The sequence below is a fragment of the Sanguibacter inulinus genome (assembly GCF_013415325.1).
In the GTDB taxonomy this organism is placed as follows: domain Bacteria; phylum Actinomycetota; class Actinomycetes; order Actinomycetales; family Cellulomonadaceae; genus Sanguibacter; species Sanguibacter inulinus.
Genome location: NZ_JACBYE010000004.1, coordinates 25436 through 42484, shown reverse-complemented (window position 1 = coordinate 42484; position 17049 = coordinate 25436). Strand labels below are relative to the sequence as shown.

14 protein-coding genes and 1 pseudogene are annotated in these 17049 nt (G+C 72.1%); 8 read left to right on the top strand and 7 right to left on the bottom strand.

Features of this window, described 5'->3' with window-relative positions; genetic code table 11:
• From HZZ10_RS02620 to HZZ10_RS02600, 5 genes are read left to right on the top strand one after another with little or no spacing between them, the layout of a single operon-like run.
• Positions 1–966, top strand: a complete 966-nt coding sequence (locus HZZ10_RS02620) for a metal ABC transporter substrate-binding protein (RefSeq protein WP_179912297.1) — start codon at positions 1–3, stop codon at positions 964–966.
• Positions 963–1790, top strand: a complete 828-nt coding sequence (locus HZZ10_RS02615) for a metal ABC transporter ATP-binding protein (RefSeq protein WP_179912296.1) — start codon at positions 963–965, stop codon at positions 1788–1790. The genes HZZ10_RS02620 and HZZ10_RS02615 overlap by 4 nt, the downstream gene beginning before the upstream one ends.
• The gene (locus HZZ10_RS02610; protein WP_056131662.1) at positions 1787–2722 is read left to right on the top strand and encodes a metal ABC transporter permease; all 936 of its coding nucleotides are present in this window, start codon (positions 1787–1789) and stop codon (positions 2720–2722) included. Before HZZ10_RS02615 ends, HZZ10_RS02610 begins: the two co-directional genes overlap by 4 nt.
• Positions 2710–3108 (top strand): Fur family transcriptional regulator, encoded by a 399-nt coding sequence (locus tag HZZ10_RS02605; protein ID WP_056131658.1) that lies wholly within the window; start codon positions 2710–2712, stop codon positions 3106–3108. Before HZZ10_RS02610 ends, HZZ10_RS02605 begins: the two co-directional genes overlap by 13 nt.
• Before the next feature lie 18 nt (positions 3109–3126).
• Positions 3127–3651 carry an SNARE-associated domain-containing protein gene (locus HZZ10_RS02600; protein WP_179912295.1) on the top strand — a complete coding sequence of 175 codons (525 nt, stop codon included), beginning with the start codon at positions 3127–3129 and terminating at the stop codon, positions 3649–3651.
• Positions 3652–3808: 157 nt separating this feature from the next.
• Here the strand turns inward: HZZ10_RS02600 and HZZ10_RS02595 are convergent, their stop codons facing one another.
• From HZZ10_RS02595 to HZZ10_RS02580, 4 genes are read right to left on the bottom strand one after another with little or no spacing between them, the layout of a single operon-like run.
• Positions 3809–4987 (bottom strand): ABC transporter permease, encoded by a 1179-nt coding sequence (locus HZZ10_RS02595; RefSeq protein WP_179912294.1) that lies wholly within the window; start codon positions 4985–4987, stop codon positions 3809–3811.
• Positions 4984–5754, bottom strand: coding sequence for an ABC transporter ATP-binding protein (locus HZZ10_RS02590; protein ID WP_179912293.1), 771 nt, complete (start codon positions 5752–5754; stop codon positions 4984–4986). The genes HZZ10_RS02595 and HZZ10_RS02590 overlap by 4 nt, the downstream gene beginning before the upstream one ends.
• Positions 5751–7058: an efflux RND transporter periplasmic adaptor subunit gene (locus HZZ10_RS02585; protein WP_218928362.1), complete on the bottom strand. Its 1308-nt coding sequence runs from the start codon at positions 7056–7058 to the stop codon at positions 5751–5753. The genes HZZ10_RS02590 and HZZ10_RS02585 overlap by 4 nt, the downstream gene beginning before the upstream one ends.
• Positions 7049–7723, bottom strand: a complete 675-nt coding sequence (locus HZZ10_RS02580) for a hypothetical protein (protein ID WP_179912291.1) — start codon at positions 7721–7723, stop codon at positions 7049–7051. Before HZZ10_RS02580 ends, HZZ10_RS02585 begins: the two co-directional genes overlap by 10 nt.
• A 146-nt stretch (positions 7724–7869) precedes the next feature.
• On the opposite strand from HZZ10_RS02580, the gene HZZ10_RS19990 reads away from it, so the two are divergent.
• The 3 genes from HZZ10_RS19990 to HZZ10_RS02565 all read left to right on the top strand — a co-directional run bounded on the left by HZZ10_RS19990 (position 7870) and on the right by HZZ10_RS02565 (position 12871).
• Positions 7870–8577, top strand: coding sequence for a response regulator transcription factor (locus tag HZZ10_RS19990; RefSeq protein WP_179912290.1), 708 nt, complete (start codon positions 7870–7872; stop codon positions 8575–8577).
• A complete protein-coding gene (locus HZZ10_RS02570; protein ID WP_179912289.1) occupies positions 8567–10408 on the top strand; it encodes a sensor histidine kinase in 1842 nt (613 codons plus the stop codon). The genes HZZ10_RS19990 and HZZ10_RS02570 overlap by 11 nt, the downstream gene beginning before the upstream one ends.
• Positions 10409–10495: 87 nt before the next feature.
• The gene (locus HZZ10_RS02565) at positions 10496–12871 is read left to right on the top strand and encodes a HelD family protein (RefSeq protein WP_179912288.1); all 2376 of its coding nucleotides are present in this window, start codon (positions 10496–10498) and stop codon (positions 12869–12871) included.
• A 145-nt stretch (positions 12872–13016) separates the two neighbouring features.
• On the opposite strand, the gene HZZ10_RS02560 is transcribed toward HZZ10_RS02565, so the two are convergent.
• From HZZ10_RS02560 to leuA, 3 genes and pseudogenes are all read right to left on the bottom strand, one after another.
• Positions 13017–13841 carry an isoprenyl transferase gene (locus HZZ10_RS02560; protein WP_179912287.1) on the bottom strand — a complete coding sequence of 275 codons (825 nt, stop codon included), beginning with the start codon at positions 13839–13841 and terminating at the stop codon, positions 13017–13019.
• Positions 13842–13983: 142 nt separating this feature from the next.
• A pseudogene (recO, locus tag HZZ10_RS02555) lies at positions 13984–14712 on the bottom strand (DNA repair protein RecO); the annotation flags it as partial.
• Between the two features lie 268 nt (positions 14713–14980).
• Entirely contained in the window at positions 14981–16777 is a 1797-nt protein-coding gene (gene leuA, locus HZZ10_RS02550) for a 2-isopropylmalate synthase (protein WP_179912286.1), read from the bottom strand.
• Positions 16778–17049 lie beyond the last annotated feature (272 nt).

Sequence of the window (17049 nt, the reverse complement as noted above, 5' to 3'; positions counted from 1 at the left end):
ATGATGCTCATGAACATGTCCCGGTCTCGTGTCCCAGCTGCCCTCGCGGTGAGCGCCCTAGGCGCTGCGCTCGCCCTCACCGGCTGCAGCAGCTCGGACACCCCGGACGACGGACGCCTCCAGGTGCTCGCCTCGTTCTACCCGCTCCAGTTCATCACCCAGGAGATCGGCGGCGACCTGGTCGACGTCAGCTCGCTCACGCCCTCGGGTGCCGAGCCGCACGACCTCGAGCTCTCCCCCGCCGCTGCACGCGGCGTCGGCGAGGCGGACCTCGTCGTCTACCTCTCCGACTTCCAGCCGGCCGTGGACGACGCGATCGCCCAGCGCGAGCCCGCCCACGTCGTCGACGCCGCCGACTCGGCGGACCTCGAGGCGCACGAGCTCCAGGGCGAAGAGGGCGACGAGCACGAGGGCGAAGAGCACTCGGCCGACGACGGGCACGACCACGGCGCGCTCGACCCGCACTTCTGGCTCGACCCCGAGCGCCTCGCAGCCGTGAGCGCCGACGTCGTCGCCGAGCTGTCGGCGATCGACCCCGACAACGCCGACACCTACGCGCAGCGCGGCGAAGAGCTCGCAGCCTCGCTGACCGAGCTCGACACAACCTTCACCGAGGGCCTCGCCCAGTGCGACTCTCAGCTGCTCGTCACCTCGCACGAGGCATTCGGGTACCTCGCCGAGCGCTACGGGCTCGAGCAGGTCGGGATCTCAGGCATCGACCCCGAGGCCGAGCCGTCGCCCGCGCGCCTCAAGGAGGTCTCCTCGATCATCAAGGACCGCGGCGTGACGACCATCTACTTCGAGACGCTCGTCAGCCCGAAGGTCACCGAGACTCTCGCCTCCGACCTCGGCATCACGAGCGCCGTCCTCGACCCGATCGAGAGCCTGTCCGACCCCGACGGGGACTACCGTTCTGTCATGCTGACCAACCTCGAGGCGCTCCAGGCAGGCCTGGGCTGCGCATGAGCCAGACCATCACCTCCGACGAGACCAGCGCGAGCGACGGCCCCGGCTCGTCGGCCGCCCCAGCGATCGAGGCGCACGGCATCCACGTGTCGATCGACGGCAGCCACATCCTGCGCGGGATCGACCTCACGGTCCGCTCGGGCGAGGTCGTGGCGCTCCTCGGCGCCAACGGCTCGGGCAAGTCCACGCTCGTCCGCTCGCTCGTCGGGATCTTGCCGACCACGCACGGCACCGTCGCCATCCACGGCACCCCGCTCGGCCGCGACGTCCCCTGGCAGCGCATCGGCTACGTCCCGCAGCGCGTGAGCGCCTCGACGGGCGTGCCGTCGACAGCCCTCGAGGTCGTCTCGTCAGGGCTGCTCTACGGGCGTCGCATCCGGCTGCCACGCTCGGCACGCGCCGACGCCCTCGACGCGCTCGAGCGGGTCGGTCTCGCCGACCGGGCCGACCGCGCCGTCGGAGAGCTGTCCGGCGGGCAGCAGCAGCGCGTGCTCATCGCACGTGCCCTAGCCCGCAAGCCTGACCTGCTCGTCCTCGACGAGCCCGTCGCCGGGGTGGACCACCCGAGCCAAGAAGCCTTCGCCGCGACCCTCACAGCCCTCGTCGAGCTGGGCACGACCATCCTCGTGGTCCTCCACGAGCTCGGGACCTTCGCACCGCTGATCTCGCGCACCGTCGTGCTCCAGCACGGCACCAAGGTGCACGACGGAGCGCCTCTGGTCCCGCTCGGCGACCACGGCGCCCCCGGCCACGACCACGTGCACCCGCACCACGACGAAGAGCCCGGCTCGTCGCTCATCCAGGACACAGGATTCCCCTCATGACGACCTTCTTCGCCGAGCTCAGCGGCATGCTCACCGACCCCTTCATGCGCCGCTCGCTCACCGCTGCGATCATCGTCGGCCTCACAGCGCCGGTCATGGGGACCTACCTCGTCCAGCGCAAGCTCTCGCTGCTGGGCGACGGGATCGGGCACATCGCGCTCACAGGTGTCGCCGTCGGCTGGCTCGTCGGCTCGACGATGGGCCTCGTAAAGAGCGACGCCCTCGCGATCCCCGGCGCCGTCGTCGCCGCAGTCCTCGGCTCGGTCGCGATCGAGCTGGTCCGCGAGCGCGGACGCACGAGCGGAGACGTGGCACTCGCGCTGATGTTCTACGGCGGCATCGCCGGCGGTGTGCTGATCATCGGGATCGCTGGCGGGACCAACGCGAACCTCATGTCGTACCTCTTCGGGTCCATCTCGACGGTGACCATCACCGATCTGTGGTTGACGATCGGCCTGGGCGCGATCATCCTGCTCGTCGGGGTGGGGCTCAGCTCGGCGCTGTTCAGCGTCTCCCACGACGAGGACTTCGCACGTGCCTCAGGTCTGCCGGTCCGCGGGCTCAACATCGCGATCGCGATCATCGCGGCACTGACCGTCACGGTGTCGATGCGCGTGGTCGGTCTGCTGCTCGTCAGCGCGCTGATGATCATCCCTGTCGCCGTGGCGCAGCTGGTCACCACGTCGTTCCGCCGGACGATGATGGTGGCTGTCGGGATCGGTGTCGCCGTGTGCGTCGTCGGGCTGTCCATCACGTACTGGCTGCCGCAGTCTCCCGGCGCGATGATCGTCGTCCTGGCGATCGCCCTGTACGCCGTCGTGGCGGCCCTGCGGCCGCTCGTGGTGAGGCGCCGCACAGAGTCGCGCGACCCCCACCCCGATATACTCGACGACGTCACACTCGACCAGGGAGCCCCCAGATGCAGCGCATGACCCGGCAGCGGACCGCGATCGCGGACCTGCTCGAGTCCGTGGAGGACTTCCGCAGCGCGCAGCAGCTCCACGAGATCCTGCGGGCCCGCGGCGACAGCACAGGCCTCGCGACGGTGTACAGGACCCTCCAGGGACTGGCCGACGCCAAGCAGGTCGACGTCTTGCGGACCGCTGAGGGCGAGAGCCTCTACCGTCGGTGCGAGCGCTCCGAGCACCACCACCACCTGGTCTGCCGCAGCTGCGGTGCGACGGTCGAGATCGACGGCCCGACCGTCGAGTCCTGGGCGACCCTCGTCGGCTCGACCCACGGCTTCACCGAGATCGAGCACACCATCGAGCTGTTCGGCACTTGCTCCGACTGCGCCGCCGCCGCAGCCACGTCCTGATCCGAGGGCGTGCGCACCATGCCTGATCAGCTGGAGAGCGCACCGTTCGCCGGCATCTTCGGGTTCTTCTTCGCTGTGGCCTTCGTCCGGACGCTGGTCACCTACGGGGTCGCGCGCGCCGTCGCCGGCACGACCCTCGACGGCGCCCGACCCGACAACCGGGTCCTGGCACGGGTCCACGCCTGGTCGCTGACGCCCGGAGCGCAGCGGGCCACGACCTTCGTCCACCGCTGGGGTGTGCTCGCCGTGCCGATGAGCTTCTGCGCTGTCGGCACCAAGACCGTGGTCAACGCCGCCGCGGGTCTGACCCGCATGCCCTTCGCGACGCGGTACCTGCCCGCGCTCGTGGTGGGCTGCCTCGTCCACGCGACGATCTACGCGACCGTCGGGTGGGCGGCGTGGACCGCGGCGCTCGCCGGCGCGACCGGGTCGGGGTGGGTCGCCGTGGCTCTCGGAGGGTTCGTCCTGCTCGTCGTGCTCGTGGTGCTCCGCGCACGGCGCGTGCGCCGGAGCCGGACGACGTCCGAGACGTCAGGGTCGTGAGCAGCCAGCCCCCCAGGTCAGGACGGCGCTAGGCCGCAGGGCAGCGCGCAGCAGTCCCCAGCTGCGCGCAGCAGTCCCCAGCAGGGCTCGCGCAGGTCCCGTCGCTGTCCTCCCCCTCCCCGACGACGGGTCCTCGCACCGCCTCGGTCGCACGGTCCTACTCGGCCGAGAGCGCGAGGGTGGGTGCGAGCCGCGCGGCCCTCACGGAGGGGGCGATCCCCGCGAGCACCCCCGTGACCAGCGCAGCCGCGATCCCGACGCAGACCACGCCGAGGGGGATGACGACAGGCCACCCGCGGGAGGTGGCCCAGACCACCGTCACGACTGCCCCGCCTGCGCTGCCGAGCGCACCGCCGGCCAGGCACAGGCAGAGCGCCTCGGTCATGAACTGCGTCCGGATGGACGCACGCTGGGCACCGAGCGCACGTCGGAGCCCGATCTCGCGCCTGCGCTCCAGCACGGAGGCGAAGAGCGTGTTCGCGATCCCGACTCCCCCGACCAGCAGGGCGACGCCCGCGAGACCGACGAACATGCCCTCGAAGGTCGCGCCGCTCGCCTGCTTCGCCGCGATGACGTCGGACGGGCGGCTGACGAGCACCCGCCCAGGAGACTCGGGCGAGAGCGTCGAGGCCAGGACAGGACGGAGCTCGCCGATAGTCTCGACGGGTGCGGTGACGTAGGCGACGGTCGGGCGGACGTCCGGGTCGAGCCAGACCTCGGCGTCCTCCCAGTCCATGAGGACTGCCGACTGGAGGTCGACCGCGAGCGGGCTCGGCGCGAGGACGCCGACCACCGTGAAGGCGACCCCACCGATGTCGATCGTCACGGGTGCTGACGGCAGCCGGTCGAGGCCGAGGCGCTCCGCTGCGTCGGAGCCGAGCACGACAGTCGGTTCGACGTCTCCGTCGAGCGCCCGACCGTCGGCCACCCTGAGCCGCAGCAGCTCGTCGAGCGAGCCGCTCACAGCGAGCGCCGTGATGGCCCCGTCACCCTGCGAGCGCAGAGCGCTGCTGCGGACCTGGGCGTGCGTGTTGGCGACCACCGCCGCACCGGTGACCGGGCCGACGCGTTCGAGCATGGCCTGGCTCTCGGTCGGCAGGGTGCGGACCTCGTCCCCGGACTGCACGGGGTCGGCCCGCAGGAGGTCCGCTCCGAGCGCCGACAGACGACGGTCGAGGTCCGCCTGCGACGAGGCCGGGATGCTCGTGACCAGGACGACCGTGGCGATGCCGATCGCGATGCCGAGAGCGGCCAGCACGGACCGCAGGCGGCGGGCGCGCAGCCCGACGGTCCCGACCGCGAGGGTGTCGAGCACGGACAGGCGCGCGCGGATCATCGCTGCTCCTCGCTGAGGCTCGCTGCACCCGCACCCGGGTCGCCACCACGGGCAGCAGCCACAGGACGGGCAGGGTCGCCAGGCCCGGCGACGTCGGCAGCACGGTCAGCGCCGACGATCACGCCGTCGTGGAGCGCGACCCTCCGCGGCGACCGGGCGGCGACCGTCGCGTCGTGGGTGATGACGGCGATCGTGGCACCCTCCGAGCTGAGCTGTTCGAGCAGGCCCATGACCAGCTCGCCGTTGCGGCTGTCGAGCGCACCGGTCGGTTCGTCGGCCAGGACGATCGTGGGGTCCTTGGCGATGGCGCGGGCGATCGCGACCCGTTGCCGCTCACCGCCCGAGAGCTGGGGCGGACGGTGCAGCAGCCGGTGGCTGAGCCCGACCCTGTCGAGCGCCTCGGCCGCGAGCCCGCGCCGCAGCCGTCGAGGCACACCGGCGTAGAGCAGCCCGGTCATGACGTTCTCGGTGGCGGTCTGGCCGTCGTCGAGGTGGAAGCTCTGGAACACGAAGCCGATGGACCGCGCCCGCAGCTCGGTGGTCTCTCGGTCTGTCAGGCCGCTGGTGTCCTGGCCGTCGACGCGGACGGTGCCAGAGGTCGGTGCGTCGAGGGTGCCCATGATGTTCATGAGCGTCGACTTGCCCGAGCCGGAGCGTCCGACGATCGTGAAGAGCTCGCCGCGCTCGACCCGGAGCGACACCCTGTCGAGCGCCACGACGTCGGGCCCGTAGGTCTTGGTCACGTCCTCGAGCTCGAGGACGCTCACGAGGCGGTCACGACCTTCAGGCCCTCGTGCACGCCGTCACCCGAGACCTCGACCCGCGTGTCGGTGAACATGCCGGTCTCGACCGGCACCAGGGTGCCGTCCTCGAGCTGGAGCGCGTGCCCGCCCTCGCGCAGGGCGAGCAGCGCGGCCGGAGGTACGGCGAGCACCTGGTCGTGGCGCTCGGTCGTGACGCGCACGGTGACGGGCCCGCTGTCCACCCCGGTCAGCGTCTCCTGGTCCGCGACATCGACGAGCACCGACGTCGTGGCGTCGCCGGCCTCGCTGGTCGTGCCGACCTCGGTGACGGTCCCAGGGACCTCGGCACCGCCGGGCAGCAGGACGGTCACCTCGCCCCCCTGCTGCACGGCAGCGCTGGGGACGTCGTCGCCCTGGAGCCGGATCACCTTGTGCGTGCTCGTGACCCGCAGGACGGCGGCCCCCTCCGCAGCGTCTCCAGGCTGAGCCAGGACCGCCGAGACGCGCACGTCCTCGGGGAGCACGACCACCTCGCCGGTCTGGACCGAGGTCGTGCTCGTCGTGCGGACAGGCGGGGGCTCGACGGCGCCGGCGTCAGCCGCGGCTGAGGGCTCACCGCCCTGATCGTCGGTCGGCACGACGGGCTCCTGGCTCTCACCGTCGGTCGAGGCCGTACCCTCGGCCCCGGCCCCTCCCTGGTCGCCGTCCACGGCACCGGGCAGCGCCGGAGCCCCGGTCGGCTCGTGGTCGGTCTGCGAGCCCGTGGGCCCCGCACCGTCGGGCGAGGCGGTCTCGACGGGACGGAGCCCGTTGGCCGTCCGCCACCGGCTGACGGCGGCGGCGAACCGTGGGCCGGTCACGTCGCCGGGCGGGAATGCGGCGAGATGCCCGAGAGCCACGAGGTTCTGCGCGACCACGTCGACGTCAGACCCACGCATCCCCGAGCCGTCCAGGGTCCTGTAGAGCGGGGTCTCCCCGAGGAAGAGGACGACGGGCTGGTCGTCGGTCCGCAGCACCGTGGACCCTCGGGTCAGCACGGTGCCGACGTCCGGCAGCCAGGTGATGGTGCCCGGTCGTGAGCTCTTGATCTCCCGGGAGCCGGAGAACTCGACCACCCCCTGCGCCTCCTGCGTGACGACGAGGTCTTCACGCGTCACCTCGACCGTCGCCCGCGCCGGTCGCTCGACCGCAGTCGGGCTCGCCCCACCGTCGGAGGAGCCGCTCGGCCAGGCGGTCGTCACCAGGGCGCCGACCGCGACGAGAGAGGCGGCGGCGACACCTGCGACCACGACCGCCCGGCGGCCGGGGCGGGCTGTCCTCACTGCCACGACCCGGCGTCGACGACGCTCGTCTCGCACTGGTCGTAGAGCTCCATGCCGAGGCTGATCGACCGCGAGTCGTTGGACGGCCCTCCGAAGGCGACCCCGATCGTCCCGAGGTCCTGGACGACCTCGACGTAGGTGACCCCGCGGTCGTGCAGGCAGTCCACGACAGCCTGCACGAAGTTCAGCGCGTCGGGGTTCTGAGGGTCGTGCTCCCACGGCGGGAGCGCGGCGAGGGGTGCGCAGACCTCGCTGGCGGCCGCGTCGGCGGCAGCCTGCTCGGGCGAGGCGGGGCCGACGCCCCCCTCGATGCTGCCGCCTGTCGAATCTGCTCCCGAGGGGATGCCGGTGCGGTCGGTCATGCAGCGGTCGTACCCGGCCTGCGCCTCGATCTCCTCAGCCTCGGTCATGTCGAGGCGCAGCCGGACCGGTTCGCCGTAGGTGGCCACCAGGTCGTCGGCGGGCGGGCCCGCCTGCGTCGGGTCACCGGACCCGGTCTCGGGCGGCGCCGCGGGCTCGGCGGGCGCAGCAGTCGTCGGGATGCTCGCGATCTCGCCCGCGCCGGTCTCGGCCGCGCCGCCCTGCGCTCCAGAGCAGGCGCTCAGGGCGATGACGAGAGCGAGCAGCGGGACGGCTGCCCGTGCGTGGGTGGTACGGAGGTGGACGTGCATGGTCGCTCCAGGGGTCGCAGGTGCTGGGAGGTGCGCGACGAGACGCTAGCGAGCGAATGTGAGGAACCTGTCTGGTGCTGTTGAGGTGCTCGTGAGCCGTGCTCCCAGGCGCTCTCCCAGCGGTCCTGCGCCCCTAGGATGGCGGCGTGACGACGATCGTGATCGCAGAGGACGACGAGCTCCAGGCAGAGCTGGCGCGGCGCTACCTGACCCGCGAGGGCTACCAGACGACGGTCGTCGGCGACGGGCGCTCCGCCCTCGAGGCGGTCCGCAGCTCGGTCGTCGACCTGCTGGTCCTCGACGTCATGCTGCCCCAGATGGACGGCTTCGCCGTGTGCCGTGCGCTGCGCGCCGCAGGGGACGAGACACCGATCCTCATGCTCACCGCCCGCTCCGAGGAAGACGACCTGCTGGTGGGGCTCGAGCTCGGAGCCGACGACTACCTGTCGAAGCCGTACTCCCCCCGCGAGATGGTGGCCCGGGCCCGCGCCCTGCTCCGCCGCCGTCGCACCGTCGACGACGGACCCGTCACGGTCGGTCCGCTCGTCGTGGACCCCCGACGCCACGAGGCGTCCGTCGGCGGCGCCCCGATCGACCTCACCCGGGCGGAGATGCAGCTCCTGACCCTCCTGGCGGAGCACGCGGGCCTGGTCCTCAGCCGACCACAGCTCTTGCGGCACCTGCACGGCTCCGACGAGTACACGACCGAGCGCACGATCGACACCCACATGAAGAACCTGCGGGCCAAGGTCGACGCGGTGTTCGACGGGCCCGAGCTCCTGCGCACCGTCTACGGCGTGGGCTACAAGCTGGTCGACCCGACCGCGACGGAGCCAGGGGCCGATGCGCCGTAGCCTCGTCGCACGCCTGCTCCTCGCCGTCGTCGCGGTCGCACTCGTCGCGGTCCTCGGGACCGTCTGGCTCACCCGCACCACCCAGCCCAGCTACAGCATCGAGCAGGCGGGCATCAACCTCGAGGCGGACGTCGCGATCGTCGACGAGCTGCTCGACTGGAGCGGGTCGCACGCGACCTGGGACGACGTCGGCCCCCTCGTCGACAGGCTCGCGCGCGAGCACGGGCGCCGCGTCGCGGTCGTCGAGCAGGGCCGCACCGTGGTCGACACCCGACCAGGGCTCCCCCACCCCGACCACGCCCGCACGGAGGTCGACCCCTGGCAGGACCTCGTCGACCAGGTGCTGGCACCTGGCGGTTCTCCGGGGACCGGGAGCGACGACCTCGCCCCGCTCCCCGACCACCTCAGCGGCGCGCTCACCCTCGACGACGAGCAGCGTGCAGAGAGTCTGCGCAGGGTGTCGGCGGTCGTCGAGTGCCTGGGGCTGGCCCCGGAGACGTCGATCGGATTCTGGCCGACAGGCCGGGCCGTGCTCGACGTCACGCCACAGCCGGAGGGCTGCGGCGCTCCGGGCCTGGCGCAGCCGATCGGCCCTGAGCAGCGCGTCCTCGACCAGCTCACGGACCTGACCAACCCCTGCCTCATCGACGCTGGGCTGCCGCCTGTGGACCGTGTGGTGCTCCGGCCTGTCCGCGCCGACCCGGCGGGCATCGTGCTGGGGCTCGAGACCGGCAGCGACCCGGTCCGCCGACCCGCGGCCGGAGACGAGCTGCGCTGTGTCGCGGCAGCCTTCACGACGGCCTCGGCCGGGTCGGTCGCCCCGTCCGTCGAGGTGTTCCTGACGGACGAGCGCGGAGACCAGCGTGGTGCGCTGGACCTCAGCCCCGGGTCTCAGGCGCGCATCGCCCTCGTCTCGGCGGTGGTCGTGACGCTCGTGCTCGCCACGGCGGGACTCGTGGGTGTGCCGGCGGTCCGCCGGGTCCGCTCCGTGACACGCGCGGCACGCGAGCTCGCAGCGGGCGACCTCTCCGTGGTCGTGCCGGTGCGCGGGGGCGACGAGGTGTCCGATCTCGCCCGGGCCTTCAACACCATGGCTGCCGAGCTCGCGCGTGCGCGGGAGCAGCAGCAGCAGATGGTCGCCGACGTCTCGCACGAGCTCCGCACCCCGCTGACCACGCTGCGCGGCTGGCTCGAGGGCGCGCAAGAGGGCGTGGTCCCGACCGACGCGCGCCTCGTCGACCTGCTCCACGGCGAGACGATGCACCTGCAGCAGATCACCGCGGACCTGCACACCCTCACCCGTGCCGACTCCGGGCACCTCGTGGTGCGCCCCGAGCCGACGGACGTCGCCGCCCTCCTGCTCGACGTGCGCCGCGCGTCGAGCGGCAGGGCCGCCGCGGACGGTATCGAGCTCGTGGTCGACGCGCCCGACGGACTGGTCGCCGACGTCGACCCGGGTCGTGTGCGGCAGGTCGTCGACAACCTCGTCGCCAACGCCGTGCAGCACTCGAAGGGCGCCCGGGTCGACCTGCGCGCGTCGCAGGTCGAGGGAGCCCTGGTGCTGGAGGTCGTCGACGACGGGGTCGGGATCAGCGCAGAAGACCTTCCCCGCCTGTTCGACAGATTCTGGCGTGCGGACGACTCGAGGACCAAGGGCTCGGGCGGCTCTGGCCTGGGCCTGGCGATCAGCCGCACGCTCGTCGAGCTGCACCGCGGGACGCTGACCGCGGCCAGCGGGCTGGGCGGCGGCACCGTCTTCACCGCCACGTTCCCGGGGTCGGTGCCCCCTGGCGGACCGGACGCACAGCGTCCTGCCTCTCTCAAGGTATAGCCGGGCCGGGGGCTTGCTGCAAGGCCCCCTGCGCGGTGGAGGATCGTCGCCCGAGACACTCGACACCTCGGGCAGAGGAGCAGCACCGTGCACACCACCACCAGCGTCTTCGACCTCCCAGAGCACCTCTCTGCGAAGGCAGACCCCCGGCTCGTCGAGCACGACGAGCAGCACTTCGCCGCCCTGAGCGGATCGCTCGAGCAGACCGTCACCAGCCTCACTGCGCGCCTGGCCGCCGTGCGGCGCTCCCCCGCGGGCAGCGGCCAGACCGCCGTGGAGCGTGACGCGGAGATCCACCGCCTCGTCGCCCGGCTGCGGGGACTGCGCAGGTACGGGCCGGACCTCTGCCTCGGTCGCACCGTCTCCGACGACGCGGCCGACCACCACGTCTACGTGGGACGGCAGGGCCTCGTCGACGCTGCAGGCGACCCGCTCCTCGTCGACTGGCGCTCCCCCGCCGCCGAGGCGTTCTTCGCCGCGACCCCGGCGCACCCGATGAGCCTGGCCAGCCGCCGTCGCTACAGGTGGCACCTCGGCCGGGTGCGCAACTACTGGGACGAGCCGCTCACCGCCGCCGTGGTCGACGGCGCTGCGGTCGACGGCGCCGCAGAGGACGGGCACGGCACGCTGCCCGACGCGCGGTCGGCCTTCGTCGCCAGCCTCGGCGGGAGCCGGACCGGTCGCATGCGCGACGTGCTCGGCACCATCCAGGGCGACCAGGACGCGATCATCCGTGCCGGCTCGCGCGGCACGCTCGTCGTCGACGGCGGGCCGGGGACCGGCAAGACCGTCGTCGCGCTGCACCGCTGCGCCTATCTCCTCTACACCGACCCGTCGCTCGGGCACCGGCGCGGCGGGATGCTGGTGGTCGGACCGCACGAGCCCTACCTCGACTACGTCGCCGACGTGCTGCCCGACCTCGGCGAGGACGGCGTCCTCACCTGCACCCTCGCCGACCTCGTCCCCGAGGGTGCGGACGCGGTACCGGAGGCCAGCCCAGAGGTCGCGCGGCTCAAGGGGACCATGCGGATGGTCGAGGCTGTCGACGCCGCAGTCCGGTTCTTCGAGCAGCCACCAGCCGAAGGCCTCCTCGTTCAGACCGCCTGGGCCGAGGTCTGGCTCAGCCCGGGTGACTGGACCCGGGCCTTCGGCTCCCCCGACCCCGGCACCCCGCACGACGAGGCGCTCGACAGCATCTGGGAGGAGATCCTCGACATCCTCGTGGGCAAGCACCAGGACGAGGTCGCGCGAGACGACGACGTGGAGGGCTCGCACAGGCTCGGTCGTCTCGACGGTGTCGACGAGTTCGACGTCGTAGACGACGTCGTGGACGACGGTCTCGACGTCGACGACGGCAGGTACGACGGCAGAGGGCACGGCGACAGCTCCTGGCCCGACGATGGCGCGGGTGGTGCGAGCGGCGCAGGCGGCGTCCCGACCGAGGTGCTCCGCGTGACGCTCCGCCGCGACCCTGAGCTCGTCGCAGCAGTCGACCGAGCCTGGCCGATGCTCGACGCCGCCGAGGTCGTCGCCGACCTCTGGTCGGTCCCGGCGTACCTGCGGCTGTGCGCACCGTGGCTGAGCCCGGACGAGCGCGAGGCGTTGCGGCGCCCGGCGGGCAGCCCGTGGACGGACGCAGACCTCCCCCTCCTCGACGCGGCACGCCACCGCGTCGGCGACCCGACAGTCGCGGCTCGCCGGGTCCGCCACGACGCGACCGTCGCGAGCGAGCGCGAGTACAGGTCGCACGTCGTCGACTCCCTCGTCGAGGCGGACGACGACCCGGAGGGCACCTCCGTGATGCTCCGCAGCAGCGACCTCGCCGACGCGCTGGCCGGTGCCTTCGACACCGTCGACCGGCGGCACGACGCCCTCGCCGGGCCCTTCGCGCACGTCGTGGTCGACGAGGCGCAGGAGCTCACGGACGCCGAGTGGCAGATGGTGCTGCGGCGCTGCCCGTCACGCAGCCTGACCGTCGTCGGCGACCGCGCGCAGGCACGCCGCGGCTTCCGCGAGCCCTGGGGAGAGCGGCTCCAGCGGGTCGGGATCGACGAGGTCACGGTCGCCCCGCTCACGTACAGCTACCGCACCCCGGCCCCGATCATGGCCGCGGCCGAGGCGGTGGTGCGCGCCGAGATACCGGATGCGAACGTGCCGGTCTCCGTGCGGACGGGCGGGCTGCCCGTGCTCTACGGTCGCCTCGCAGACCTCCATGCCATCGTCGACGACTGGCTCGACAAGCACCCCGACGGCACAGCCTGCGTGGTCGGCGCACCGGACTTCACCACGACGGAGCGCGTCCGCTCGCTGCCTCCGCAGCTGACCAAGGTTCTCGAGTTCGACCTCGTCGTGCTCGTCGACCCAGCCGCGCTCGGCACCGGCCTCCAGGGAGCCGTTGACCGTTACGTCACCATGACCCGCGCGACCGAGCAGCTGGTGCTGCTCACGCCCGACCCGACCTAGCCGCGACGAGCATCCCCAGCGCAACCTGTCCCGCCGTGGCCGAGCAGTCTCCGTCGACCCCGGCCGTGGAGCCGGTCGGTCCCTGAGAACACCGCCACGGACGAGGGTCAGTCCTGGTCGGTCTCCTGGACGTGACGCAAGGTGGTCACCCAGCCGGCGCTTCGCTCGCCCTGTCGACCGCTCCCCCGTACCGGCGGTCACGCTGCGCGTACTCCTCGACGGCCCGCCACAGAGTGCGGCGGTCGACGTCGGGCCAGAGCTGGTCCATGAACACGAGCTCCGCGTAGGCCGACTGCCAGATCATGAAGTTGGAGATGCGCTGCTCGCCAGAGGACCTCAGGAAGAGGTCGACATCGGGCAGGTCGGGCTCGTCGAGGTACTTCGCGACGGTCTTCTCGGTGATCTTGCTCGGGTCGAGGCGACCGGCGGCGACCTCCCGGCCGATGGCCTGGGCGGCGTCGGCGATCTCCGCGCGGCCTCCGTAGTTGACGCACATGGTGAGCGTGCAGACCGCGTTGTCCTTGGTCACCTCCTCCGCCGTCTCGAGCTCGGCGATCACCGAGCGCCACAGGCGTGGGCGGCGTCCAGCCCACCGCACCCGGACGCCCCAGGAGTTCATGGTGTCGCGCTGGCGGCGCAGCACGTCGCGGTTGAAGCCCATGAGGAAGCGGACCTCCTCGGGCGAGCGCTTCCAGTTCTCGGTCGAGAAGGCATAGGCCGAGATGTGCTGCACACCGATCTCGATCGCCCCGGCGACCACGTCGAGCAGCGCTGCCTCGCCGGCCTCGTGCCCTGCGGTGCGCGGCAAGCCGCGGGCGTTCGCCCACCGCCCGTTGCCGTCCATGACGACGGCGACGTGCTTCGGCACGAACTCGAGCGGGATCGCTGGCGCCGTGGCCCCCGACGGGTGCGGGTCGGGACGGACCGGCGGACGCCGGTCGGCGGGCTCAGGGGTTCGGGTGCGAGCCATGGAGAGCTCCTTCTGTCGCCGAGATGGAGGAGGGGGCTGCGGGTACCGTCGCTGACGGCGGAGCCGGGCTGGGCGCAGGACTGTCGCCGTCGGGCCGCGCCGCGGTGGGACCGGTGAGGGCTGACGCGGGAGCGGCCGGACTGGTCCGGTCGACCATCCGCAACGACCGCAGCGCGCGCTCCAGGTGGTACTGCGAGTAGGCCGCGACGATCCCGTTGGCCTCACGGCGGCACCGGTCGTCGGTCGCGTCGGCGACGGCCCAGTCGCCGCTGAGCAGCGCGGCCAGCAGGTCGACGGTCTCCTGGGCTGGCGCTGTGGACCCCGGTGGGCGGCAGCGCGGGCAGACGGTGCCACCCTGCGCGACAGAGAACGCCCGGTGCGGGCCTGGCTCGCCGCAGCGGGCACAGTCGGAGAAGGTCGGTGCCCAGCCGGCGACGGCGAGAGCACGCAGCAGGTAGGAGTCGAGGACGAGACCCGGGGCGTGTGCGTGCTCGGACAGCGCACGCAGCGCACCGGCGAGGAGCCAGAACTGCTGGACGCTCGGCTCGCGCTCGGCCTCGACGAGACGGTCGGCAGTCTCGAGCATCACGGCGCCCGCCGTGTAGAGCCCGTAGTCGGCGAAGATCGCGCGGGCGTAGGGCTGGACGGTCTCCGCTTGGGTGACGATGTCGAGGTTGCGTCCGACGTGCAGCTGGACGTCGACGAACATGAAGGGCTCGAGGCGGGCGCCGAAGCGCGACGACGTCCGCCGCACGCCCTTGGCGACAGCCCGCACCTTGCCGTGCTCGCGCGTCAGGAAGGTGATGATGCGGTCTGCCTCACCCAGCTTGTGCGTGCGCAGGACGAGCGCTTCGTCTCGGTAGAGGACCACAGGCACCATTCTCCGTCATCCCACCGACAAGCGGAGCCGTCGCCGCGCGCCGTCACACGACGTCCACAGCACGAGGCCAGCGCAGCGAGGCGACACCGGCACGCGCAACGGGACCGGACCGACAGACGAGCAAGAGACAGCGGAGCGACACCGGCAGGCCAGCACGCCGGTGCGAGACCGGCAGGAAGGCACAGCGGGGCCGGCCCGGCTCCGGACCCGAGGTCCGTCTGCCAGGTCCGACCCCGCTGGCTGCGTGCCAGGTCGTGCGTCAGGCCGTGCGGCCCTGGCGGTTCACTGCCGAGATGATCGCCTTGAGCGAGGCGGTCGTGATCGACGGGTCGATGCCGACGCCCCACAGGACCTCGTCACCCACGGCGCACTCGACGTACGCGGCCGCTGTGGCGTCTCCACCCTCGGAGAGTGCGTGCTCGGCGTAGTCGAGGACCCGCACGTCGACGCCCACCTTGCTCACGGCGTCGACGAAGGCCGCGATCGGACCGTTGCCGCTGCCCTCGAGCGTCACCGGGGAGCCGCCGTCGACGAGGTCGACCGACAGCGTGTCGAGGCCGCCCTCGACGCTCGACGCGCGGGTGCCGCGCAGCGACAGGCGCCCCCAGGGCTCGAGCGGACCGCCGGCCGGGGCCGGGAGGTACTCGTCGGCGAAGATCTGCCAGATGTCCTCACCCGTGACCTCGCGGCCACCCGAGTCGGTCACCGACTGCACCACGCGCGAGAACTCGATCTGCAGGCGACGCGGCAGGTCGAGGTGACGCTCGGTCTTGAGCAGGTACGAGATGCCGCCCTTGCCGGACTGCGAGTTGACCCGGATGACAGCCTCGTAGGAGCGCCCGAGGTCGCGCGGGTCGATCGGCAGGTACGGGACGCCCCAGACGAGGTCGTCGACCGTGACGCCCTTCGACTCGGCCTCGGCCGCCATCGCGTCCAGGCCCTTCTTGATGGCGTCCTGGTGCGAGCCGGAGAAGGCCGTGAAGACGAGGTCGCCCGCGTAGGGGTGACGCTCGTGGACGCCCAGCTGGTTGCAGTGCTCGACGGTCCGGCGGATGTGGTCGATGCCGCCACCGACCGTGAAGTCGATCTCGGGGTCGACCCCTTGGCTGAAGAGGTTCATGCCGAGGGTCACCAGGTCGACGTTGCCTGTGCGCTCGCCGTTGCCGAAGAGGCAGCCTTCGATGCGGTCGGCGCCGGCCTGGTAGCCGAGCTCGGCGGCGGCCACGGCGGTCCCGCGGTCGTTGTGCGGGTGCAGCGACAGCACGACGTTCTCGCGGTGCACCAGGTGACGGTTCATCCACTCGATCGAGTCGGCGTAGACGTTGGGCGTCGCCATCTCGACCGTCGCGGGCAGGTTGATGATCACCTTGCGGTCGGGGGTCGGCTCGAAGATCTCGATGACCTCGTTGCAGATCCGCGCGGCGAACTCGAGCTCGGTCCCCGTGTAGGACTCGGGCGAGTACTCGTAGAAGACCTGGGTGTCGGGGATCGTCTGCTCGAACTTGCGGCACAGGCGTGCACCCTCGAGGGCGATGTCGACGATCCCGTCCATGTCCGTGCGGAACACGACGTCGCGCTGGAGCGTGGACGTCGAGTTGTACAGGTGCACGATGGCCTGCTTGGCGCCAGCGATCGCCTCGTAGGTGCGCGCGATGAGGTGCTCGCGGGACTGGGTCAGCACCTGGATGACGACGTCGTCGGGGATCAGACCGTCGTCGATGAGCATGCGGACGAAGTCGAAGTCCGTCTGCGAGGCCGACGGGAAGCCGACCTCGATCTCCTTGTAGCCCATCGAGACGAGCAGCTCGAACATGCGCAGCTTGCGCTCGGGGTTCATCGGCTCGATGAGCGCCTGGTTGCCGTCGCGCAGGTCGACAGCGCACCAGCGCGGGGCCTTCGTGATGACCTTGTCAGGCCACGTGCGGTCGGGGACCTCGACGCGGAACTGCTCGGAGTACGGCACGTACTTGCCGAAGGGCATCGGCGAGGGCCGCTGGGCGGAGGCTGAGCGGGTGCTCGTCGCGCTCGTGCTGCTGGCTGAAGACTGGGGGTTCATGGCGGTGGTTCCTTCGTCGTCCTGTGCTCGAGTGGGTGTCGTTCGTGTAAGCCGGCACACCAACCACCGCGACGAGGAGACGGCCTACGAGGCCTCGTCGCGGCACAGAAGGAGGAGCTCAACCCGCTGGACGCCAATCACGTCGTCCACTGTACTCCTCGGTGCGCGACGCGCCAGGGCGTCTCATGGTCGCCCGTCCGACAGGTCGGCGACGCACGACGCCCGCCCCGCGCAGGCGCGAGACGAGCGTCGTGGTCCGGCTGGTCTGGGCC

What these genes read in the sequence shown, in the direction of transcription:
- HZZ10_RS02620 (WP_179912297.1), top strand. Translation starts at nt 1, where the DNA reads ATGATGCTCATGAACATGTCCCGGTCTCGTGTCCCAGCTGCCCTCGCG.
- HZZ10_RS02615 (WP_179912296.1), top strand. Translation starts at nt 963, where the DNA reads ATGAGCCAGACCATCACCTCCGACGAGACCAGCGCGAGCGACGGCCCC.
- HZZ10_RS02610 (WP_056131662.1), top strand. Translation starts at nt 1,787, where the DNA reads ATGACGACCTTCTTCGCCGAGCTCAGCGGCATGCTCACCGACCCCTTC.
- HZZ10_RS02605 (WP_056131658.1), top strand. Translation starts at nt 2,710, where the DNA reads ATGCAGCGCATGACCCGGCAGCGGACCGCGATCGCGGACCTGCTCGAG.
- HZZ10_RS02600 (WP_179912295.1), top strand. Translation starts at nt 3,127, where the DNA reads ATGCCTGATCAGCTGGAGAGCGCACCGTTCGCCGGCATCTTCGGGTTC.
- HZZ10_RS02595 (WP_179912294.1), bottom strand. Translation starts at nt 4,987, where the DNA reads ATGATCCGCGCGCGCCTGTCCGTGCTCGACACCCTCGCGGTCGGGACC.
- HZZ10_RS02580 (WP_179912291.1), bottom strand. Translation starts at nt 7,723, where the DNA reads ATGCACGTCCACCTCCGTACCACCCACGCACGGGCAGCCGTCCCGCTG.
- HZZ10_RS02570 (WP_179912289.1), top strand. Translation starts at nt 8,567, where the DNA reads ATGCGCCGTAGCCTCGTCGCACGCCTGCTCCTCGCCGTCGTCGCGGTC.
- HZZ10_RS02560 (WP_179912287.1), bottom strand. Translation starts at nt 13,841, where the DNA reads ATGGCTCGCACCCGAACCCCTGAGCCCGCCGACCGGCGTCCGCCGGTC.
- leuA (WP_179912286.1), bottom strand. Translation starts at nt 16,777, where the DNA reads ATGAACCCCCAGTCTTCAGCCAGCAGCACGAGCGCGACGAGCACCCGC.